Origin of the sequence: Aestuariimicrobium sp. T2.26MG-19.2B (assembly GCF_950101875.1) — a bacterium.
In the GTDB taxonomy this organism is placed as follows: domain Bacteria; phylum Actinomycetota; class Actinomycetes; order Propionibacteriales; family Propionibacteriaceae; genus Aestuariimicrobium; species Aestuariimicrobium kwangyangense.
In genome coordinates this window covers 427,121-447,820 of the sequence record NZ_CATNLW010000002.1, presented here as the reverse complement: position 1 = coordinate 447,820, position 20,700 = coordinate 427,121, and the positions used below count along the sequence as shown (strand labels likewise).

The 20,700-nt window shown below is 68.8% G+C and carries 16 protein-coding genes; 14 read left to right on the top strand and 2 right to left on the bottom strand.

The annotated features are described in order from the left end of the window. The first annotated feature begins 32 nt into the window (after positions 1-32). From QQZ11_RS11910 to QQZ11_RS11875, 8 genes are read left to right on the top strand one after another with little or no spacing between them, the layout of a single operon-like run. The gene (locus QQZ11_RS11910) at positions 33-284 is read left to right on the top strand and encodes an HGxxPAAW family protein (RefSeq protein ID WP_022910330.1); all 252 of its coding nucleotides are present in this window, start codon (positions 33-35) and stop codon (positions 282-284) included. Further along, the gene (gene trpC / locus QQZ11_RS11905; protein WP_284550565.1) at positions 284-1,102 is read left to right on the top strand and encodes an indole-3-glycerol phosphate synthase TrpC; all 819 of its coding nucleotides are present in this window, start codon (positions 284-286) and stop codon (positions 1,100-1,102) included. The genes QQZ11_RS11910 and trpC overlap by 1 nt, the downstream gene beginning before the upstream one ends. Next, positions 1,099-2,373 (top strand): tryptophan synthase subunit beta, encoded by a 1,275-nt coding sequence (gene trpB / locus QQZ11_RS11900; RefSeq protein ID WP_284550564.1) that lies wholly within the window; start codon positions 1,099-1,101, stop codon positions 2,371-2,373. The genes trpC and trpB overlap by 4 nt, the downstream gene beginning before the upstream one ends. Beyond that, a complete protein-coding gene (gene trpA / locus QQZ11_RS11895; RefSeq protein WP_284550563.1) occupies positions 2,370-3,185 on the top strand; it encodes a tryptophan synthase subunit alpha in 816 nt (271 codons plus the stop codon). Before trpB ends, trpA begins: the two co-directional genes overlap by 4 nt. Next, complete coding sequence (locus tag QQZ11_RS11890) at positions 3,182-3,823, top strand: SCO family protein (RefSeq protein ID WP_284550562.1); 642 nt, start codon at positions 3,182-3,184, stop codon at positions 3,821-3,823. The genes trpA and QQZ11_RS11890 overlap by 4 nt, the downstream gene beginning before the upstream one ends. Before the next feature lie 17 nt (positions 3,824-3,840). After that, the gene (gene lgt / locus QQZ11_RS11885; RefSeq protein WP_446698865.1) at positions 3,841-4,701 is read left to right on the top strand and encodes a prolipoprotein diacylglyceryl transferase; all 861 of its coding nucleotides are present in this window, start codon (positions 3,841-3,843) and stop codon (positions 4,699-4,701) included. A 49-nt stretch (positions 4,702-4,750) separates the two neighbouring features. Continuing rightward, entirely contained in the window at positions 4,751-9,286 is a 4,536-nt protein-coding gene (gltB, locus tag QQZ11_RS11880) for a glutamate synthase large subunit (RefSeq protein WP_284550560.1), read from the top strand. Further along, positions 9,279-10,748, top strand: a complete 1,470-nt coding sequence (locus tag QQZ11_RS11875) for a glutamate synthase subunit beta (protein WP_284550559.1) — start codon at positions 9,279-9,281, stop codon at positions 10,746-10,748. Before gltB ends, QQZ11_RS11875 begins: the two co-directional genes overlap by 8 nt. 28 nt (positions 10,749-10,776) lie before the next feature. On the opposite strand, the gene QQZ11_RS11870 is transcribed toward QQZ11_RS11875, so the two are convergent. Further along, positions 10,777-11,223, bottom strand: coding sequence for a DUF2231 domain-containing protein (locus QQZ11_RS11870; RefSeq protein ID WP_284550558.1), 447 nt, complete (start codon positions 11,221-11,223; stop codon positions 10,777-10,779). Positions 11,224-11,321: 98 nt separating this feature from the next. Here QQZ11_RS11870 and QQZ11_RS11865 point away from each other — a divergent pair, with 98 nt between their 5' ends. From QQZ11_RS11865 to QQZ11_RS11855, 3 genes are read left to right on the top strand one after another with little or no spacing between them, the layout of a single operon-like run. Beyond that, a complete protein-coding gene (locus tag QQZ11_RS11865; RefSeq protein WP_284550557.1) occupies positions 11,322-12,569 on the top strand; it encodes an MFS transporter in 1,248 nt (415 codons plus the stop codon). Next, the gene (gene dnaE, locus QQZ11_RS11860) at positions 12,562-16,125 is read left to right on the top strand and encodes a DNA polymerase III subunit alpha (RefSeq protein WP_284550556.1); all 3,564 of its coding nucleotides are present in this window, start codon (positions 12,562-12,564) and stop codon (positions 16,123-16,125) included. The genes QQZ11_RS11865 and dnaE overlap by 8 nt, the downstream gene beginning before the upstream one ends. Positions 16,126-16,135: 10 nt before the next feature. After that, positions 16,136-16,909, top strand: coding sequence for a hypothetical protein (locus tag QQZ11_RS11855; RefSeq protein WP_284550555.1), 774 nt, complete (start codon positions 16,136-16,138; stop codon positions 16,907-16,909). On the opposite strand, the gene QQZ11_RS11850 is transcribed toward QQZ11_RS11855, so the two are convergent. Next, on the bottom strand, positions 16,814-17,605 hold the full coding sequence (locus QQZ11_RS11850) for a DUF554 domain-containing protein (RefSeq protein ID WP_284550554.1): 792 nt from the start codon (positions 17,603-17,605) through the stop codon (positions 16,814-16,816). The two genes, QQZ11_RS11855 and QQZ11_RS11850, sit on opposite strands and share 96 nt — an antisense overlap. Positions 17,606-17,653: 48 nt before the next feature. Here QQZ11_RS11850 and hisD point away from each other — a divergent pair, with 48 nt between their 5' ends. From hisD to hisB, 3 genes are read left to right on the top strand one after another with little or no spacing between them, the layout of a single operon-like run. After that, entirely contained in the window at positions 17,654-18,961 is a 1,308-nt protein-coding gene (hisD, locus tag QQZ11_RS11845; RefSeq protein ID WP_446698852.1) for a histidinol dehydrogenase, read from the top strand. Next, positions 18,958-20,070 (top strand): histidinol-phosphate transaminase, encoded by a 1,113-nt coding sequence (locus QQZ11_RS11840; protein WP_284550552.1) that lies wholly within the window; start codon positions 18,958-18,960, stop codon positions 20,068-20,070. Before hisD ends, QQZ11_RS11840 begins: the two co-directional genes overlap by 4 nt. Beyond that, a complete protein-coding gene (hisB, locus tag QQZ11_RS11835; RefSeq protein ID WP_284550551.1) occupies positions 20,067-20,696 on the top strand; it encodes an imidazoleglycerol-phosphate dehydratase HisB in 630 nt (209 codons plus the stop codon). The genes QQZ11_RS11840 and hisB overlap by 4 nt, the downstream gene beginning before the upstream one ends. Positions 20,697-20,700 lie beyond the last annotated feature (4 nt).

Below are 20,700 nucleotides of genomic sequence, written 5' to 3'. Positions count from 1 at the left end.
CATCCCAGGGGCACGACCACGAGAGGACGACCATGGCTGACACCACCGAGGCCATCACCACCGCCACCGCGGGTCGCCGCAGCAAGCCGGTGCGTCACTACCACCATGGCCGCAGCCCGGCTGCCTGGACCGGCGTCGTGCTGGCCAGCGTCGGATTCCTGCTGGCGGCCATCGCCGCCGTCACCGGACCCAACTGGGTGCTGGCCATCGTCGGTGGGGTGCTGATCGTGCTGAGCCTGGTCATCAGCGGCATCCTGAAGGCCGCTGGCTTCGGCAACGGCTGATGAGTGTCCTCGACAGCATCGTCGCCGGTGTGCGGGAAGACCTGGCCGTTCGTGAGCAGCTGACCCCCCGGCGCGACCTCGAGGCCCTGCTCGACCGGGCGTCTGCCCCCCGGGACCCACGACCCGCGTTCCGACGGGCGGGTGTCCAGGTGATCGCAGAGGTGAAGAGGTCGAGCCCCTCGAAGGGCGCCCTCGCCGACATCCCCGATCCCGCCAGCCTCGCCGCCCTGTACGAGGCAGGCGGCGCCGCCGCCATCAGCGTGCTCACCGAGAAGCGGCGCTTCGGTGGCAGCCTCGCCGACCTCGACGCCGTCCGTGACCGGGTCGACCTGCCGGTGTTGCGCAAGGACTTCATGGTCACCGAGTACCAGCTGGTCGAGGCGCGGGTGCACGGTGCCGACCTGGCGCTGCTGATCGTCGCCTCGCTGGACGACGCCGAACTGCGTCGCCTGCACCGGCTCGCCCTCGACCTGGGACTCACCCCCCTGGTCGAGGTGCACACCCCGGACGAGGCGAAGCGGGCAGCCGACCTGGTGTCCGAGGACCCGGCCGGGGCCGTGATCGGCGTCAACAACCGCAACCTGGTCACCCTCGAGGTCGACATCTTCCAGTTCGGCTCCTTGGTCGCCGAACTCCCGGCCACTGCCATCAAGGTCGCCGAGAGCGGCCTGACCGGGCCACAGGACGTCGCCCTGGTCGCCCAGCAGGGGGCCGACGTCGTCCTGGTGGGAGAGGCGCTCGTGCGCCATCACGATCCCGCCCACGCCATCGAGGCGATGCTCGCCACGTCAACCCCCACCACGGGAGGAAACCTGTGACCGAACCGCGCGCCACCCATCCGTCCGGAGCCCCGCTGCCCGACACGGGCGGCCACTTCGAGGAGTTCGGGGGCAAGTTCGTCCCCGAGGCCCTCTATGCCGCCCTGGCCCAGCTCGAGGATGCCTTCGACGCCGCCCAGCAGGACCCCGACTTCGCGGCCGAACTGAGCCGTCTCCAGCGTGACTACGCCGGCCGTCCCACCCCCATCACCGAGGCCACCCGGTTCTCGGAACACTGCGGTGGTGCGCGCATGCTGCTCAAGCGCGAGGACCTCAACCACACCGGCAGCCACAAGATCAACAATGTGCTGGGCCAGGCCCTGCTCACCCGCCGGATGGGCAAGCGCAGGGTGATCGCCGAGACCGGCGCCGGGCAGCATGGCGTGGCCAGCGCCACCGCCGCGGCGCTGCTCGGGCTCGAGTGCCGCGTATACATGGGCAAGGTCGACACCGACCGGCAGGCCCTCAACGTGGCCCGCATGCAGATGCTCGGCGCCGAGGTGGTGGCGGTCAAGGCCGGTTCGCAGACCCTCAAGGATGCGATGAACGAGGCCATGCGCGACTGGGTCACCCATGTCGACGACACCCACTACCTGATCGGCACCGTCGGTGGCCCGCACCCGTTCCCGAGGATCGTGCGCGAGTTCCAGCGGATCATCTCGACCGAGTCGAGGGCGCAGGTGCTGGAGAAGTACGGACAACTGCCCGACGCCGTCTGCGCCTGCATCGGTGGGGGTTCCAACGCCATGGGCATCTTCGCCGACTTCATCCCCGACGAGGGTGTGGGCCTGTACGGCTTCGAGGCCGGGGGAGACGGGGTCGACACCGGACGCCACGCCGCCAGCATCACCGCGGGTTCGCTCGGCGTGCTGCACGGGGCCCGCACCTACGTGCTGCAGGACGAGGACGGGCAGACCGTCGAGTCGCACTCCATCTCGGCCGGGCTCGACTACCCGGGGGTGGGTCCCGAGCATGCCTGGCTGGCCCGTACCGGACGGGCCACCTACCGTCCCATCACCGACACCGAGGCCATGGACGCCCTGATGCTGCTCACCCGGACCGAGGGCATCCTGCCGGCGATCGAGTCCGCCCACGCCGTCGCGGGTGCCCAGAAGTTGGCGTTGGAGTTGGTCGAGCGTCCCGAGTTCAGGACGAAGCCACCGACCATCCTGGTCAACATCTCCGGACGCGGTGACAAGGACGTGTCAACCGCGCTCGAGTGGTTCGGCATCGACGGTTCCGTCGACCGAGAGACCGAGGAGGTCAGGTGAGCAGCAGTGCCCAGGCGCTCCTCACCGCCCGGACGCAGAACCGGGCGGCGCTGGTGGGCTACCTCCCCGTCGGGTACCCCGACGTGGCCGGGTCCATCGATGCGCTGCGCGCGATCACCGAGGGATCCGACGGTACCGGCGTCGACCTCGTCGAGATCGGCGCACCGTACTCCGACCCGGTGATGGACGGACTGGCGATCCAGCACGCCGCCACCCGGGCTCTCGAGCGTGGGGTGAGGACCGCGGACGTCTTCCGCGCCGTCGAGGCCGTCACCGCCACCGGTACGCCGGCCGTCGTGATGACCTACTGGAACCTGGTGGAGCACTACGGGGTCGAGCGCTACGCCCGCGACCTCGCCTCGGCCGGGGGATCGGGACTGATCACCCCCGACCTCACCCCCGACGATGCCGAGCCGTGGATCGCTGCCAGCGAGCAGCACGACCTCGACCGCATCTTCCTGATCGCACCGTCGTCGACCGACGAGCGGATCGCGCTCACCACCCGCGCCTGCCGGGGATGGGTCTACGCCACCGCCGTCATGGGTGTCACCGGTGCCCGGCAGCAGACGTCCACGGCCGCTCCCGACCTGGTGTCGCGCATCCGAGCCCAGTCCGACCTCCCCGTCGGAGTGGGACTGGGGGTCTCCAACGGTGACCAGGCCGCCGAGATCGGGGCCTATGCCGATGCCGTGATCGTCGGTTCGGCGCTGGTGAAGGAACTGATCGACAACGAGCGCACCGGATCGTCCGACCTGTCTGGTCTGCGCGCGGTGGTGGACGACCTGGCCGCCGGCGTGCGCCGCGCGCGATGAAGCTCTCCAGACGCGCGCTGCTGGGTTCGGTGACCGCTGCCGGGGCTGCCGTGGCCGTGTCGGGTTGCTCGTCATCGGCGCCAGCCACCACCGGTGGTCGTCCGGGCGGTTATGCGGCCGGTACCGAGATCACCTCGACGGGCTGGAAGCTGCCCACGGCCGAGCTCACCGACACCACGGGTGCGGTGGCACCCCTGAACTCACACCACGGGTCGGCGGCCACCCTGGTCTTCTTCGGCTACACGAACTGCCCCGACGTCTGCCCCGGCATCATGGCCGACCTGGCCAGCGCCCTGCAGCGGGTCGACGCGCGGGTGCGTGAGCAGGTCAAGGTCGTGATCGTGACCACCGACCCGGCCCGGGACACCCCAGCGGTGCTGAAGGCCTACCTCGACCGGATCGATCCCGGTTTCGTGGGCCTGACCGGGAAGCTGTCGGTGATCGTCAAGGCGGCCTCCCAGATCGGTCTCAGCATCGATGACGCCAGGAAACTGCCCTCGGGCGGTTACGAGGTCACCCACTCCACCCAGGTGATCGGATTCGGCAGGGACGAGACCGCGGCCGTGCTGTGGTCGACCGGTACCAGCGTCGCCGACTACGTCACCGACATCACCCGTCTCGTCAACCAACAGAAGTGAGCCACCCGATGCCCGAACTGGTCTGGCTGTCGATCCCGAGCCCTTCCTGGAACGGCTTCAACCTGGGGCCGCTGCGGGTGCACGCCTACGCCCTGTGCATCCTGGCGGGGGTGGTGGTCGCCTGGCTGCTGGTCCGGCACCGCTACCGCGTCCGGGGAGGAAATCCCGAACAGGTCGAGTCGCTCACCCTGTGGGCGGTGCTGGCAGGCATCATCGGCGCGCGGATCTACCACGTCATCACCGACCCGGAACTCTACTTCGGGCCGGGCCGGGACTGGTACCGAGCCTTCTTCATCTGGGAGGGGGGGCTCGGCATCTGGGGTGGTGTCGCCGCGGGTGCCCTGGTGGTGTGGTGGCTCTGTCGCCGCTGGCAGGTCAACTTCGGTGCCGTCGCCGACGTGATGGCACCAGCCCTGCTGATCGCCCAGGCCATCGGACGACTGGGGAACTGGTTCAACCAGGAACTCTTCGGAGGGCCGACCACCCTGCCCTGGGGACTCGAGATCGCCCCCCAGTACCGTCCCGTCGGATATGAGCAGTTCGCGACCTTCCACCCCACCTTCCTCTACGAACTGCTGTGGTGCCTGCTCGGTGCCGCGCTGTTGCTGGTGCTGGAGAGGCCGTTGCGGCTGGGTCGAGGCAAACTGATGACCGGCTACGTCATCTGGTACACCCTGGGTCGCTTCTTCATCGAGGGCGTGCGGATCGACAAGGCCAATCAGTTCGGGGGACTGCGCGTCAACGAGTACGTCTCGCTGGTGGTCTTCCTGGCGGCGGTCGCACTGCTGGTCGTCCAGTTCGTGAGGTACCCCGGGCGCGACCCGCAGCCCTTCGTCCAGATCCCGGACGAGGCAGAGGCAGCCAGTCCTGCTGTGTGAGATTGAACCGCTTGCCACCCGGGCACGCGTGAGCCGATTGGAGTCAACGATGGTCTTTGGCCACCACCCCAAGCAGGGTCTCTACCGTCCGGATTTCGAGCACGACGCCTGTGGTGTCGCCTTCGTGGCGCAGCTGAACGGTGTGCCCAGCCACGCCATCGTCGAGCAGGGACTCGAGGCCCTGCGCAACCTTGACCACCGTGGTGCCACCGGCGCCGACGAGGCAGCAGGGGACGGTGCCGGCATCCTGGTGCAGGTTCCCGATGCCTTCCTGCGCGCCGCGGTCGACTTCGACCTGCCGGCCGCCGGCGCCTACGCCGTCGGCATGGCCCACCTTCCCGTGGACGAGGCCGAACTCGCGAACGCCCGCACCTCGATCGAGCGGATCGCCGCCGACGAGAACCTGACCGTGCTGGGCTGGCGAGAGGTGCCGGTGGTCACTGACTCCTTGAGCCCCGTGTCGCTCGCCGTGATGCCGCACTTCGCGCAGTTGTTCGTCAGCGCACCCCCGCCCAAGTCGGGCGAGCCGGTGACCGGACTCGCCCTCGACCGGCTCGTCTACGGCCTGCGTCGCCGTGCCCAGCACGAGGTCGACGTCTACTTCTCGTCGCTGTCGTCACGCACGCTGGTCTACAAGGGCATGCTCACCACCGACCAGCTGGAGCAGGTGTACCCCGAGCTGCACGAGGAGTCGTTCACCTCGGCGCTCGCGCTGGTGCACTCCCGCTTCTCGACGAACACCTTCCCCGCCTGGGAGCTGGCCCACCCGTACCGGTTGATGGCCCACAACGGCGAGATCAACACCGTGCGCGGCAACCGCAACTGGATGCGTGCGCGTGAGGCCCTGCTGACCAGCGACCTGCTGCCCGGCGACCTCGAGCGGCTGTTCCCGATCTGCACCCCCGAGGCCTCCGACTCGGCCAGCTTCGACGAGGTGCTCGAACTGCTGCACCTGGGCGGTCGCAGCCTGCCGCACGCGGTGCTGATGATGATCCCGGAGGCGTGGGAGAACCACACCGAGATGGATCCCGCCCGTCGCGCCTTCTACGAGTTCCACTCCTCGATGATGGAGCCCTGGGACGGCCCCGCCTGCGTCACCTTCACCGACGGCACCGTGATCGGCGGGGTGCTCGACCGCAACGGGCTTCGTCCGGCGCGCTACTGGGTGACCACCGACGGACGGGTGATCTTCGCATCCGAGGCTGGTGTGCTGCCCGTCGAGCCCGACCAGGTGGTGCAGAAGGGACGCCTGCAGCCGGGCCGTATGTTCCTGGTCGACCTCGACCAGCACCGCATCATCGGCGACGACGAGGTGAAGTCGGCGCTGGCCGCCGAACACCCCTACCAGGAGTGGTTGCAGAACAAGCTCCGCTTCGACGACCTGCCCGAGCGCACCCACATCGTGCACTCCCACGCCTCGGTCACCCGGCGCCAGCAGTTGTTCGGCTACACCCACGAGGAACTGCGTCACCTGATCGCGCCGATGGCCAACGACGGTGCCGAGGCGATCGGCTCGATGGGTACCGACACCCCCATCGCCGTGCTGTCGGAGCGGCCACGGCTGATCTTCGACTACTTCGCGCAACTGTTCGCGCAGGTGACGAACCCGCCGCTCGACGCCATCCGTGAGGAACTGGTCACGTCGCTGGCCAGCACCATCGGGCCCGAGGGCAACCTGCTCAGCCCCAGCGAGGAGTCCTGTCGACAACTGGTGATCCCCTTCCCGATCCTCGACTCCGAGCAGTTGTCGAAGCTCATCCACATCTCCGACGGCGGGGTGCACCCCCACCTGGCGGCCCATGTCGTGCGGGGCCTCTACTCGGTCGACGGGGGCGGCGACGCGCTGCGCGCCCGGCTGGACGAGATCCGCGCCGAGGTCAGCACCGCCATCGCCGGGGGAGCCCGGGTGATCGTGCTCTCCGACCGCCACTCCACCCGCGAGTTGGCCCCCATCCCCTCCCTCCTGCTCACCTCCGCCATCCACCACCACCTGGTCAGCGAGAAGACCCGCACCCAGGTGGGCCTGATCGTCGAGGCCGGTGACGTGCGCGAGGTGCACCACGTCGCGCTGCTGATCGGCTACGGCGCGGCAGCCGTCAACCCCTACCTCGTGCTCGAGTCGGCCGAGGACATGGCCCGCAACGAGCTCTACGTGGGCGTCGACCCGCAGAAGGCGATCAAGAACGTCTACAAGGCCCTCGGCAAGGGCGTGCTCAAGGTGATGAGCAAGATGGGCGTCTCGACCCTGGCCAGCTACACCGGTGCCCAGATCTTCGAGGCCGTCGGACTGCGCAGCGACTTCGTGGACGAGTTCTTCACCGGCACCACCAGCCGGATCGAGGGGATCGGTCTCGACGAGATCGCCGAGGAGGTCAACCTTCGCCACCAGCAGGCCTACCCCCTGTCGGGGGTGCCGAACGCCCACCGCACGCTGCCCGTCGGCGGCGAGTACCAGTGGCGTCGCGAGGGCGAACAGCACCTGTTCGACCCCGAGTCGGTGTTCCGGCTGCAGCACTCCACCCAGACCGGCCGCTACGACATCTTCAAGCGGTACACCAAGCTGGTCGACGACAACTCGGCGCGGCTGATGACGCTGCGCTCGTTGCTGACCTTCAACTCCGACCGCGAACCGATCGACATCGACGAGGTGGAACCCGTCTCGGAGATCGTCAAGCGGTTCTCGACGGGAGCCATGAGCTACGGCTCCATCTCGATGGAGGCCCACCAGACCTTGGCCATCGCCATGAACCGGTTGGGTGGCAAGTCGAACACGGGCGAGGGCGGTGAGGACGCCGACCGACTGCACGACCCGGAGCGTCGCTCCGCGATCAAGCAGGTCGCCTCGGGACGGTTCGGGGTCACCTCCGACTACCTGACCAATGCCACCGACATCCAGATCAAGATGGCCCAGGGCGCCAAGCCCGGCGAGGGCGGGCAGCTGCCGGGGGCCAAGGTGTACCCGTGGGTCGCGAAGACCCGCCACTCCACCCCAGGAGTCGGTCTGATCTCGCCACCGCCGCACCACGACATCTACTCGATCGAAGACCTCAAGCAGCTGATCCACGACCTCAAGTGCGCCAACCCCTCGGCGCGGGTGCACGTCAAGCTCGTCGCCGAGATCGGCGTGGGCACGGTGGCCGCGGGTGTCTCGAAGGCCAAGGCCGACGTGGTGCTGATCTCCGGACATGACGGTGGCACCGGGGCGGCACCTCTGACCTCGCTCAAGCACGCCGGCGGCCCCTGGGAGCTGGGGCTCGCCGAGACCCAGCAGACCCTGCTGATCAACGGTCTGCGTGACCGGATCGTCGTGCAGTGCGACGGGCAGCTCAAGACGGGACGCGACGTCATCATCGCCGCCCTGCTGGGTGCCGAGGAGTTCGGTTTCGCCACGGCGCCGCTGGTGGTCTCGGGATGCATCATGATGCGCGTCTGCCACAAGGACACCTGCCCGGTCGGCATCGCCACGCAGAACCCGGAACTGCGCGAGCACTACCACGGCAAGGCCGAGCACGTCGTCAACTTCTTCACCTTCATCGCCGAGGAGGTGCGCGAGTACCTGGCCCAGCTGGGCTTCCGGTCGATCGAGGAAGCCGTGGGCCACGTCGAGGCGCTCGACTCGTCCTCGGCCGTCGACCACTGGAAGGCACGGGGGCTCGACCTGTCGCCGGTGCTGCACCAGGTCGGGCTCGCCGCCGGCTCGTCCCTCCACCACACCACCGGTCAGGACCACGGCCTCGACACCAAGCTCGACGTGCAGTTGATCGAGGCCGCCCGTCCCGCCCTCGACCGGGGGGAGCGGGTCGAGGCCAGCTTCGGCATCCGCAACATCGACCGCACCGTCGGGACGGTGCTGGGCCACGAGGTCACCAAGGCGACCGAGGGTCGCGGGCTGCCCGAGGGCACCATCTCGCTGACCTTCACCGGCACGGCCGGGCAGAGCTTCGGCGCCTTCCTCCCCGCGGGGGTCGATCTCACCCTGATCGGTGACTCCAACGACTACGTCGGCAAGGGACTGTCGGGTGGCACCGTGGTGGTGACCCCGGCCGACGAGGTCAGTTTCGATCCGCACGACCAGATCGTCGCCGGCAACGTGATCGGCTACGGCGCCACCTCGGGCAAGCTGTTCCTGCGCGGAGTGGTGGGGGAGCGGTTCTGCGTGCGCAACTCCGGGGCCTCGGCGGTCGTCGAGGGTGTGGGCGACCACGGTTGTGAGTACATGACCGGGGGTGAGGTGCTGATCATCGGTCCCACCGGGCGCAACTTCGCCGCCGGGATGTCGGGTGGCCACGCCTGGGTGCTCGACCTCAACCGTGACCGGCTCAACACCGAACTGGTCGACGCGGTCGAACTCACCGCGGACGATCTCGACCGCGTGACCGAGTTGCTGACCGAACACCGCGACCGCACCGGCTCGACCAAGGCCGCGGAACTGCTCGAGGCCGGTCGCGACCACCTCGCGCAGGTGTTCACGAAGGTGGAGCCGCGCGATTTCGCCAAGGTGATGCGTGCTCGCGCCGAGGCCATGCAGAAGGGCCTCGACGAGGCCGCCACGACCGCACTGATGATGGAGGCCGCTCATGGCTGATCCCAAGGGATTCATGACCACCGACCGTGAGGTTGCACCCCGCCGGCCCGTGCAGGAGCGCCTGCACGACTGGAAGGAGGTCTACCCCGGCGGACCGGGGCGGGCGCTGCTGCCGATCATCACCCAGCAGGCCGGCCGATGCATGGACTGCGGTATCCCGTTCTGCCACACCGGTTGTCCCCTGGGGAACCTCATCCCCGAATGGAACGACCTGGTCTGGCGCGACGAATGGGTGAACGCGCTGGAGCGGCTGCACGCCACCAACAACTTCCCCGAGTTCACAGGCCGGCTGTGCCCGGCACCGTGTGAGACCGCCTGCGTGGTGGGCATCACCCGTGAGCCGGTGACCATCAAGAACGTCGAGGTCGCCATCATCGACAAGGCGTGGGACGACCTCCGGGTCACCCCCCAGCAGCCCGAGTGGCACTCGTTGAAGACCGTCGCCGTGGTCGGGTCGGGTCCCGCCGGTCTGGCGGTCGCCCAGCAGTTGACCCGCACCGGCCACACCGTGGTCGTCTACGAGCGTGCCGACGCCATCGGCGGGCTGCTGCGCTACGGCATCCCTGAGTTCAAGATGGAGAAGGCGGTGCTCGACCGCCGACTCAAGCAGATGAAGCTCGAGGGCACCGTCTTCAAGCCCGACACCAACGTCGGCGTCGACATCACCGGCGAGCAGTTGCTCGAACGGTTCGATGCCGTGGTGCTGGCCACGGGTGCCACCAAGGCCCGTGACCTGCCCGTCCCCGGGCGCGAACTCGCGGGGATCCACCAGGCCATGGAGTTCCTTCCCCAGGCCAACCGCGTCGCGTTGGGTCAGACCGTCGACAACCAGATCACGGCCACCGGCAAGCACGTGGTCATCATCGGTGGCGGCGACACCGGGGCCGACTGCCTGGGTACGTCGCTGCGCCAAGGGGCTGCCTCGGTCACCCAGCTCGAGATCATGCCGATGCCTCCGGAGGCCCGTCCGGCCCATCAGCCGTGGCCCACCTACCCGATGATCTTCCGGGTGAGTTCGGCCCACGAGGAGGGCGGTGACCGCGTCTACGCCAGCTCGACCTCGCAGTTCCTCGGCGATGACGAGGGCAACCTGCGGGCCCTGCAGCTGTCGGAGGTCGAGTTCGTCGACGGCAGGTTCCAGCCCGTGCCCGGCACCGAGCGCGAGATCGAGGCCGACCTGGTGCTGTTGGCGATGGGCTTCACCGGTCCCGAGACCGACACCGTGGTCAGCCAGTTGGGCTGCGAGATCGACGAGCGCGGCAACATCAAGCGCGACGAGTCGTACCAGACCACCGTGCCGGGCGTGTTCGCCTGTGGGGACGCCGGACGTGGCCAGTCACTGATCGTGTGGGCCATCGCCGAGGGTCGTTCGGCTGCCCAGGGTGTCGACTCGTTCCTGTCGGGCACCGCATCGGCGCTCCCGCGGCCGATCGGGCCGCAGGTGCGCCAGATGCTGGCCTGAGTCCACACCAGGGTGGTGTGGGGCTGGCTTAGCCGCCCCACACCATCCGGGCCCCGGAGTCCCCGGTGAGCACGATGGTCACGAGTACCGCCAGCCCACCGAGCACCATCAGCACGTGACCCAACAGGGCCACCCAGCCCGGCTTCAACCGCGGGCCGAAGCCGGTACCCGGGCGGGTGAGCAGCGCCAGCAGGATGCCGAGTCCGAAGACGGAGCCGGCGGCCACCAGCAGACTGGAGTACTGCTCGTGCACCGCCACCTGGGCGGCCTCGCCGGGGAACCTCTGGGCCAGGTCCTCGCCGGTCGTCCGGGCGACCAGGGTGGCGAGGAAGGCCACCAGGGCAGCGACAGCGGTCGGCCACAGCAGGTGACCACGCCAGCGCTTGACCACCACGTGGACGATGCCGGCGATCGCGGCGAGCGGGAAGAGGACGACCGGCAGGTGGACGAACAGCGGGTGCAGCGGAAGGTTCATGGGCGAAAGCATGTCAGGTGATCACCAGGAATGACCGGCCATCCACCAACCCAGGTGTCGATCATCGGGGGAGCGCCGGCGTCGATAATGTGCTGACGGTGTCCGAACCCACGCCCGTCGCCCGGCTGCCCTACCACGCCCTGATCTGGCTCGCGGTGGCCGGATTCTCCACCGGCATCGACGGGTACGTGCTCGCGGGGCTGTTGCCCACCATCTCGACCGACCTCGGCGTCAGCAACGCCCTCGCCGGGCAACTCGTCAGCGTGTTCGCGCTCACCTCCGCCTTCGCCGGACCCCTGCTCGGCACCTTCACCAGCGGATGGGAGCGACGGCGCACCATCACGGTCGCGTTGGCGGTGTTCGTGGTCGGCAATGTCATCGTGGCGCTCGCGCCCGATTTCTCGGTGGCGCTGGCCGGCCGGGTGGTGTCGGCCCTGGGTGGCAGCCTGCTCAGCGCCGCCATCACCAGCTACGTCATCCACCTCGCCCCGCCCGACCAGCGCGGCCGGGCGCTGTCGTTCGTGCTCGGGGGCTGGATGACGGCAACCGCCCTCGGGGTGCCCGTGGGACTGCTGCTGGGTCAGTCGAACTGGCGGTTCCCGCTGGTGATGGTGGCCGCTGTGGGAACCGTCGCCCTGCTGGGGATTCTGGCCCGACTACCCCACCTGCACCTGCCCAGCACCACCCTGGCCGAGCGCCTCGCCCCGCTCCGGCAGCCGCGCCTGGTGGTGGCGCTCCTGGTCACCATCGGGATCCTGTCGTCCAGCTACGCGTGCTTCACCTTCGCCGCGCTGATCCTTCGTCCGTACTTCCCGTTGGGCTGGGCGATCATCCTGATCATGTTCGGCTACGGCGCGGCCAGCATGCTGGGCAACGCCTTCACCGGACGTCTGGCCGACCGTCACACCCCGGTGCGGGTGCTGACGGTGGTGCTCACCGGTCTGCTCGTGAACGCGGTGTTCGGTTCGGTGGTGTTCCTGCTGGGAGCCCGGCTGGGGGCGGGACTGGGGTTGGGGGTGCTGGGGTTGGTCTGGTTCTTCGTGTGCGGCATCGGCAATGGGGGAGCCGCGGTTCCCCAGCAGGCCAGGCTGGCGGCGATGGCGCCCCAGTCGGCCCCCATCGTGATGGCCCTCAATGCCAGCGCCATCTCGCTCGGCAACGCCCTGGGAGGGGGTCTCGGAGGCCTCACCCTGGCGGCCGGGGCCGGACCCGAGCACCTCCCGGTCGTGTCCGCGGTGATCCTGGTCGGGGCGTTGGTCGTCCATCGGGTTGTCAGCGGTCGGCACTACAGTGGGTCTCTCACCCTTCGCCGCCCCTCTGACCGGAAGGCCGCCATCGATGGCTGACAACTTCGTCCACCTGCACGTGCACACAGAGTACTCGACGCTCGACGGGCTGGCGAAGAACAAGCAGCTGTTCGCCGAGGTCGAACGACTCGGGATGCCTGCGGTCGCGATGAGCGACCACGGCAACATGTTCGGCGCCTACGAGTTCTTCCAGACCTCGAAGAACCATGCGGTCAAGCCGATCATCGGCATCGAGGCCTACGTGGCACCCTCGTCCCGCTTCTCCCGGGTGCAGGAGTACTGGGCCGACGGCGGACGCCGCGATCCCTCCGATCCTGACGCCGAGGGCGGCAAGGACGTCTCCGGTGGCGGCCGCTACACCCACATGACGATGTGGGCGAAGAACGCCTCTGGGCTGCACAACCTGTTCCGGTTGTCGTCCTTGGCCAGCTTCGAGGGCTACTACATGAAGCCCCGCATGGACCGGGAACTGATCGACACCCACCACGAGGGCATCATCGCCACCACCGGCTGTCCCTCCGGTGAGGTGCAGACCAGACTCCGGCTGGGTCAGTACGACAAGGCCCGCCAGGCCGCCGCCGACTACCGCGACATCTTCGGCGCCGAGAACTACTTCATAGAACTGATGGAGCACGGGGTCCCGATCGAGCGCGAGGTGCGCGAAGACCTGATGCGCCTGCACCGCGACCTCGGCATCCCGTTGTTGCTCACCAACGACTCCCACTACGTCACCGAGGAGCAGGCCAACGCCCACGACGACCTGCTGTGCGTGGGGGTGGGCCGCAACAAGGACGACGAGAAGCGCTTCCGCTTCAACGGTTCGGGCTACTACATCAAGTCCTCCCAGCAGATGCGCGACCTCTTCCGGGAACTGCCCGAGGCCGCCGACAACACCCTGCTGGTCGCCGAGATGATCGAGCCCTACGACGAGGTCTTCGCCCACGTCGACCGCATGCCCCAGTTCAAGGTTCCCGAGGGCGAGACCCAGAACTCGTGGCTGCGCAAGAAGGTCGACGAGGGTGTGAAGCTGAGGTTCGGCGACAACCCGTCACCCGAGGTGCTGGAGCGCATCGAGACCGAGTTGGCCGTGATCGAGCCGCTCGGCTTCTCGGCCTACTTCCTGGTGGTCTCCGACATCTGTCAGGCCGCCCGTGACATGGGCGTGGCGGTGGGCCCCGGACGAGGGTCCGCGACCGGTTCGATGATCGCCTACCTGACCCGCATCACCGAACTCGACCCGATCGAGCACGCCCTGCTGTTCGAACGCTTCCTCAACCCCGAACGCATCAACCCCCCCGACGTCGACCTCGACTTCGACGACCGCCAGCGCGACAAGATCATCGACTACGTCACCACCAAGTACGGCGCCGAGTTCACCAGCCAGGTCAACACCTTCTCGACCATCAAGGCCAAGGCAGCCATCAAGGACGCCAACCGCATCCTGGGCCACCCGTTCTCGCTGGGCGAGAAGATCACCAAGGCCATGCCGCCCGCGGTGATGGGCAAGGACGTGCCCCTGAAGGACCTGTTCAACGAGAAGCACGAGCGCTACGCCGAGGGTGCGGAGTTCAGGGCCCTGTTCGACACCGACCCCGACGTGCGGCAGGTGGTCGAGACCGGGCTGGGGCTCGAGGGCGCCATGCGCGGCACCGGCGTGCACGCCTGCGCGTTCATCCTCTCGTCGGCGCCGCTGCTCGACCTGATCCCGCTGCACCGCCGCGACAAGGACGGCACCATCATCGCGGGCTTCGCCTATCCCCAGCTCGAGGAGATGGGGCTGATGAAGATGGACTTCCTCGGCCTGCGCAACCTCGGCATCATCGACCACGCCCTGTCGATCATCCGCGCCAACCGGGGCATCGACCTCGCCTGCGAGAACATCCCGCTGGAGGACGAGAAGACCTTCGAACTGCTGGCCCGCGGTGACACCCTCGGAGTCTTCCAGCTCGACGGTGGGCCCATGCGCAGCCTGTTGCGGCTGATGGCGCCCACCCGATTCGAGGACATTGCCGCCGTGTTGGCGCTGTACCGGCCGGGTCCGATGGCCGCCAACGCACACATCAACTACGCGGCCCGCAAGAACGGGCGCCAACCGATCACTCCGATCCACCCGGAGTTGAAGGATGCGCTGGAGCCCATCCTGGGCACGACCTACCACCTGATGGTCTACCAGGAGCAGATCATGGCCGTGGCCCGTGACCTCGCCGGGTACACCCTCGGCGGCGCCGACCTGCTGCGGCGGGCGATGGGCAAGAAGAAGCCCGAGATCCTCGCCAAGGAATTCGACAACTTCAAGGCCGGGATGAGCGCCAACGGATGGTCGCCCGCCGCCACCCAGGCCCTCTGGGACGTGATGCTTCCCTTCTCGGGCTACGCGTTCAACAAGTCGCACACCGCCGGTTACGGGCTGGTCTCGTACTGGACCGCCTACCTGAAGGCCAACTACCCGGCCGAGTTCGGCGCCGCTCTGTTGACCAGCGTCGGCGACGACAAGGACAAGATGGCCATCTACCTGGCCGACACCCGTTCGATGGGCATCAAGGTGTTGCCGCCCGACGTGAACAGCTCCGAGGCCGAGTTCTCCGCCGTCGGCGACGACATCCGCTTCGGGCTGGCCGCCATCCGCAACGTGGGTGAGAACGTGGTCGCCTCCATCGTCGAGGCCCGGACCGAGCACGGTGAACCGTCCGACTTCAACGCCTTCCTCGACCAGGTGCCGCTCAGTGTCTGCAACAAGCGCACCGTCGAGTCCCTGATCAAGGCGGGTGCCTTCGACTCGATGGGCCACCCGCGACGCGCCCTGATGGAGATCTTCGAGGGTGCGATCGACGAGGTCACCGACCTCAAGCGCAACGAGGCCAACGGCCAGGACTCCTTCGACTTCGGCTTCGGGCTGGACGAGGCGACCGACACCCCCAGCGGGTTCTCGGGACGTGCCATCCCCGAGGTCGAGGACTGGGACAAGCGCACCAAACTGGCGTTCGAGCGCGAGATGTTGGGCCTCTACGTCTCCGACCACCCGCTGCAGGGCCTCGAGCACGTGCTGGCCGCGAACCGGGACACCACCATCGCCAGGGCGCTGGACGAGGACGGTCCCGCAGACGGCTCGACCCTCACCGTCTGCGGACTGGTCACCTCCGTGACCCGACGGCAGAACAAGCGCGGCGAACTGTGGGCGGCGGTCACCCTCGAGGACCTGGAGTCGGGACTCGAGGTGCTGGTGTTCAACAAGGCCTTCCAGCAGTACGCCCTGCTGCTGGCACCCGACACCGTGCTGCGGGTCAAGGGACGCATCCGTCGCGGTGAGGATCGTGTCTCGTTGTCGGCCATCGAGATCTCGGCTCCCGACGTCGACCAGCAGGCCCACAACGGACCCCTGACCGTGCAACTGCCCACCGTGCGCTGCACTCCCGAGGTGGTGGGCCGTCTGCGTGAGGTGCTGGGTCGCCACCCGGGCATGTCGGAGGTGCGGCTGCGGCTGGTCTCCCGCGAGAAGGTCACCACCTTCAGGCTGGACGAACGACTGCGCGTGCATGCCTCGCCGCCCCTGGTGGCCGACCTGAAGGCCCTGCTCGGTCCTTCGTGCGTGGCCTAGGGTGACCGGTGTGAGCGAGTCCGACCTGCCCCCGCGCAGCCTGCTGACCGAGCAGGCCGAGGCGCCGCGAGCCTTCGTCGACCCGCAGGGCCAAGTCTCGCGGGTGGCCCGCGGGTTGGGACTGTTCGCACTGGTCTGCCTGGTGGGCGGGTTGCTGGCCGGGTTCGTCTGGAATGTGGTGGTGGTCCGACCCGTCTACGTGATGGGCAACGACTCGGTGGCCACCACCACCGAACGGGGGCTCGCGCAGTTCTTCGGCGCCGACGCCTGGTTCTCGGTGATCGGTCTGGTCGGTGGTGCCCTGATCGGCTGGTTGGCCTGGATCCGACACGGACGACAGGGCTGGCCGGTCGTGCCCCTGGCCGTGGTGGGGTCCTGTCTGGCCGGCCTGTTGGCGTGGGGGTTCGGGATCTTCCTCGACTCCGGTGACTTCGCCTCGCGGATCGCCGCCGCCAAGGCCGGCGACCAGATCCCGATCGAGTTGGCCCTGAGGGCCAAGGCTGCGCTGGCCGTGTGGCCCTTCGGCGCGGTGCTGCCGGTGCTGGCTGCGTCCTCGCTGACCGATGACGAGTCCGGGCCGGGACCGCTCACCCGACTCCGCCTGCGCCGGGCCCACCGGCGGATGACGGAGGCGCTGATCGTCCAGCAGCAACGGGCGAACCAACGACGCCAGGTCGAGGCCCCCGGTTCAGAGCAGGCGCGCGAGGCTGAACAGCAGCGGCGCCATCACCAGGCCGGGGGTCAGGTCGGCAACCCGTACCTGCCGGATGTCGAGCAGCCGTAGCCCAAGTCCCAGCAGGATGACCCCTCCGGCGATCGACAGGGAGTCGATCTGCGCGGCATCCAGCAGACGACCCAGCCACCATCCGCCAGCAGTGAGCAGTCCCTGCACGACGAGCACCCCCGCGGCCGAGAGGTACACCCCGGCACCCATCGCCGAGGCCAGCGCGATGGAGGCGACACCGTCCATCAGCGCCTTGGTGAGCAGGACCTGCTGACCCGTGCCCAGCCCGTCCGACAGGGAACCCAGCACGGTCATCGGGCCGACGCAGAACAGCAGGGTCGAGGTCAGGAAGGCCTGCACGAACCGGTGCCGCTCGACCACGTCCTGGTCCCCGGCGGCGCCACCGCGCGCCAGCAGCCCGCGAGCCCACACGCCCAGTTGCTCGATCCGCTCCTCGATGCCGACCAGCGATCCGATCACGGCACCGACCGCAAGCCCGATCAGGACGACGATCAGGGCGAGTTGACCCGGCACCGCCCGCGAGAACCGGTCCCCGGCGGCCGGCAGCAGGGAGAGCACGGCGGTCATCAACGTGAACAGGCCCAGCAGGTCGATCAGCGTCGACCGCGTGCGCTCGTCCAGCCGATGTCCGATGACCAGGCCCACCGTCGTGCCCAGCATGATCGTGCCCACATTGGCGACCGTCCCGAAGCCCACGAACGCTTGCAGGGGCACGGGCACGAAGGAGTCCAGCACGCCGCCCACCGTAGTGGTGCCGACGGAGTCCGTCCTAGACTCGTGGCTGTGATGAGAACCCTTGACCTGCGTGATCGACCGGCCGACCTGACTGCGGTGCTGCCCCGCGCCGAGTTCGACGTCGAGCATGCCGTCGAGCAGGTCCGTCCGATCATCGATGCCGTGCGCGACGAGGGCCGGACGGCCCTGATCCGCTTCTCGGAGCAGTTCGACGGCATCCGGCCGCCCTCCCTGCGGGTACCTGCCGAGGTCCTGGAGCGGTGCGCCGCCGAACTGGACGACGACCTGCGCGCCGCCTTCGACGAGTCCATCGCTCGCCGCCGGGCCGTCTGCGAACTGGGGGAGCGGGAGCGCTCGTCCGAGACCGTGGAGGTCGCCCCCGGCGCCAAGGTGACCCAGCGGATCATCCCCGTCGACCGGGTCGGGCTCTACGTCCCGGGCGGACTGGCTCCACTGGCCTCGTCGGTGATCATGAACGTGGTCCCCGCCCAGGTGGCCAAGGTGCGCTCGATCGCCGTGGCCTCACCGCCCCAGAAGGACTTCGGCGGACTCCCGCACCCCAACATCCTGGGACTGTGCCACCTGCTGGGCGTCGACGAGGTCTACGCGGTCGGCGGCGCGCAGGCCATCGCCATGTTCGCGCTGGGGGTGGAGGGTCTGTGTGACCGCGTCGACATGGTGACGGGCCCCGGCAACATCTACGTCGCGGCAGCCAAGCGACTGCTGCGCGGGGCGGTGGGCATCGACGCCGAGGCCGGCCCCACCGAGATCGCCATCCTCGCCGACCACACGGCCAACCCGGTGCACGTCGCAGCCGACCTGATCAGCCAGGCCGAGCACGACCCGATGGCGGCCTCGGTGCTGGTCACCGACTCGGAAGACCTGGCCCGGGCCGTCGAGGCCGAGACCACCCGCCAGGTGGCGCTCACCCCGCAACGGGAGCGGGTGACGACAGCCCTGACGGGACAGCAGTCGGCCATCGTGCTGGTCGCCGACCTCGACCAGGGTCTCGACGTGGTCAACGCCTACGCCGCCGAGCACCTCGAGATCCAGACCGAGGCTCCCGAGTCCTGGTCCGCCCGGGTGCGCAACGCCGGGGCCATCTTCGTCGGCGCGTGGTCGCCGGTCTCACTGGGCGACTACTCGGCGGGCTCGACCCACGTGCTGCCCACTGCCGGGTGTGCCTGCCACTCCTCGGGACTGGGGGTCCGCAGTTTCATGAAGGCCGTGCAGGTCATCCAGTACAACGCCCAGGCGTTGGCCGACGTCGCCGACCGGGTCGAGACCTTCGCCCGCGCTGAGAACCTGCACGCCCACGCCGCTGCCATCACCGTGCGCCGGGAGCAGACCCGATGAGCCCCGACTCGGACTTCGGTCTGGCCGCGCTGCCACTGCGCCCCGAACTGGTGGGGGAGGAGCCCTACGGCGCCCCCCAGCTCGACGTACCCGTGCGGCTCAACGTCAACGAGAACCCCTACCCGCCCTCGGACGACGTGGTGCACGAGATGGGCCGGGTCGTCCAGCGGCTGGCCCGCGAGGTCAACCGCTACCCCGACCGGGAGGCGACCGAGCTGCGCACCGCGCTGGCCGGTTACCTCGGCTTCGGGCTGACGGCGGCCAACATCTGGGTCGCCAACGGCTCCAACGAGGTGATGACCCACCTGATGGGTGCGTTCGGTGGTCCCGGGCGCAGGGTGCTGTCGTTCTCACCCACCTACTCGATGTACCCCGAGTACGCCCGCAACACCCACACCGACTACGTCACCCGTCCCCGGGACGCCGACTTCAGGGTCAGCACCGCCCTGGTGCTCGAAGCGATCGCCGAGACCGAGGCCGACGTGGTGGTGATCACCACCCCCAACAACCCGACCGGCACCACCACCCCCGTGCAGGTGATCGACGAGATCTGTGCCGCCACCCGGGCCATCGTCGTGGTCGATGAGGCCTACCAGGAGTTCACGGCCGTGCCCGAGGACTCGGCCATCGCGCTGCTGCCGAAGTACCCGCGCCTCGTGGTCACCCGCACCATGAGCAAGGCCTTCGCCTTCGCGGGTGGACGTCTCGGTTACCTGGTCGCCAACCCGGCTGTGGTCGACGCCTGTCGGATCGTCCGGTTGCCGTACCACCTGTCGGCGCAGTCCCAGGCGTTGGCCCTGGTGGCGCTGCGGCACTCGACCCAGATGCTGGCCCGCGTGGAGTCGCTGCGGGACGGGTTGCAGCGCCTGCAACACGACCTGCGCCGCCGTGGCTACGAGGTGGTGCCCAGTGATGCGAACTTCTGCCTGTTCGGACGCTTCGCAGACCGCCACGCCGTCTTCTCCGCACTGCTGGACCGTGGCGTCCTCGTCCGCGAGACTGGCCCCGCAGGGTTCCTGCGGGTCTCGGCTGGAACCCCTGACGAGCTGGCTGCCTTCCTGACTGCCCTCGACGACGTCCGTCCCCCCATCCAGGAGCTGCCCACATGAGTGAGTCCAGTACGCCCTCGTCCAGAACCGCCTCCGTCACCCGCGTGACCAGTGAGTCCGAGGTGCGGGTCAGCCTGGACCTCGACGGCACGGGTGCCTCGTCCATCTCGACGGGGGTCGGCTTCTACGACCACATGCTGACCGCGCTGTCGAAGCACTCGCTGATCGATCTCGAGGTGGCCACCACCGGCGACCTGCACATCGACGGCCACCACAGCATCGAGGACACCGCCATCGCCATCGGCCAGGCCCTCGGCCAGGCCCTCGGCGACAAGCGGGGCATCACCCGGTACGGCGATGCCATGGTGCCGCTGGACGAAGCGCTCGCCCAGTGTGTGGTCGATGTCGCCGGCCGGCCCTGGGTCTCGTGCTCGGGTGAGCCCGAGGGGCAGGTCTACGCGCTGATCGGCGGATCCGGGGTTCCCTACGCCGGGTCGATGACCCGTCACGTCGTCGAGTCCCTGGCCATGAACGCCGGGCTGTGCGTCCACCTGCGCCTGCTTGCCGGGCGTGACCCGCACCACATCGTCGAGGCACAGTTCAAGGCCCTGGCCCGGGCCCTGCGCACCGCTGTCTCGCGGGACCCCCGCGTGCAGGGAGTGCCCAGCACCAAGGGCTCGCTATAGGGTC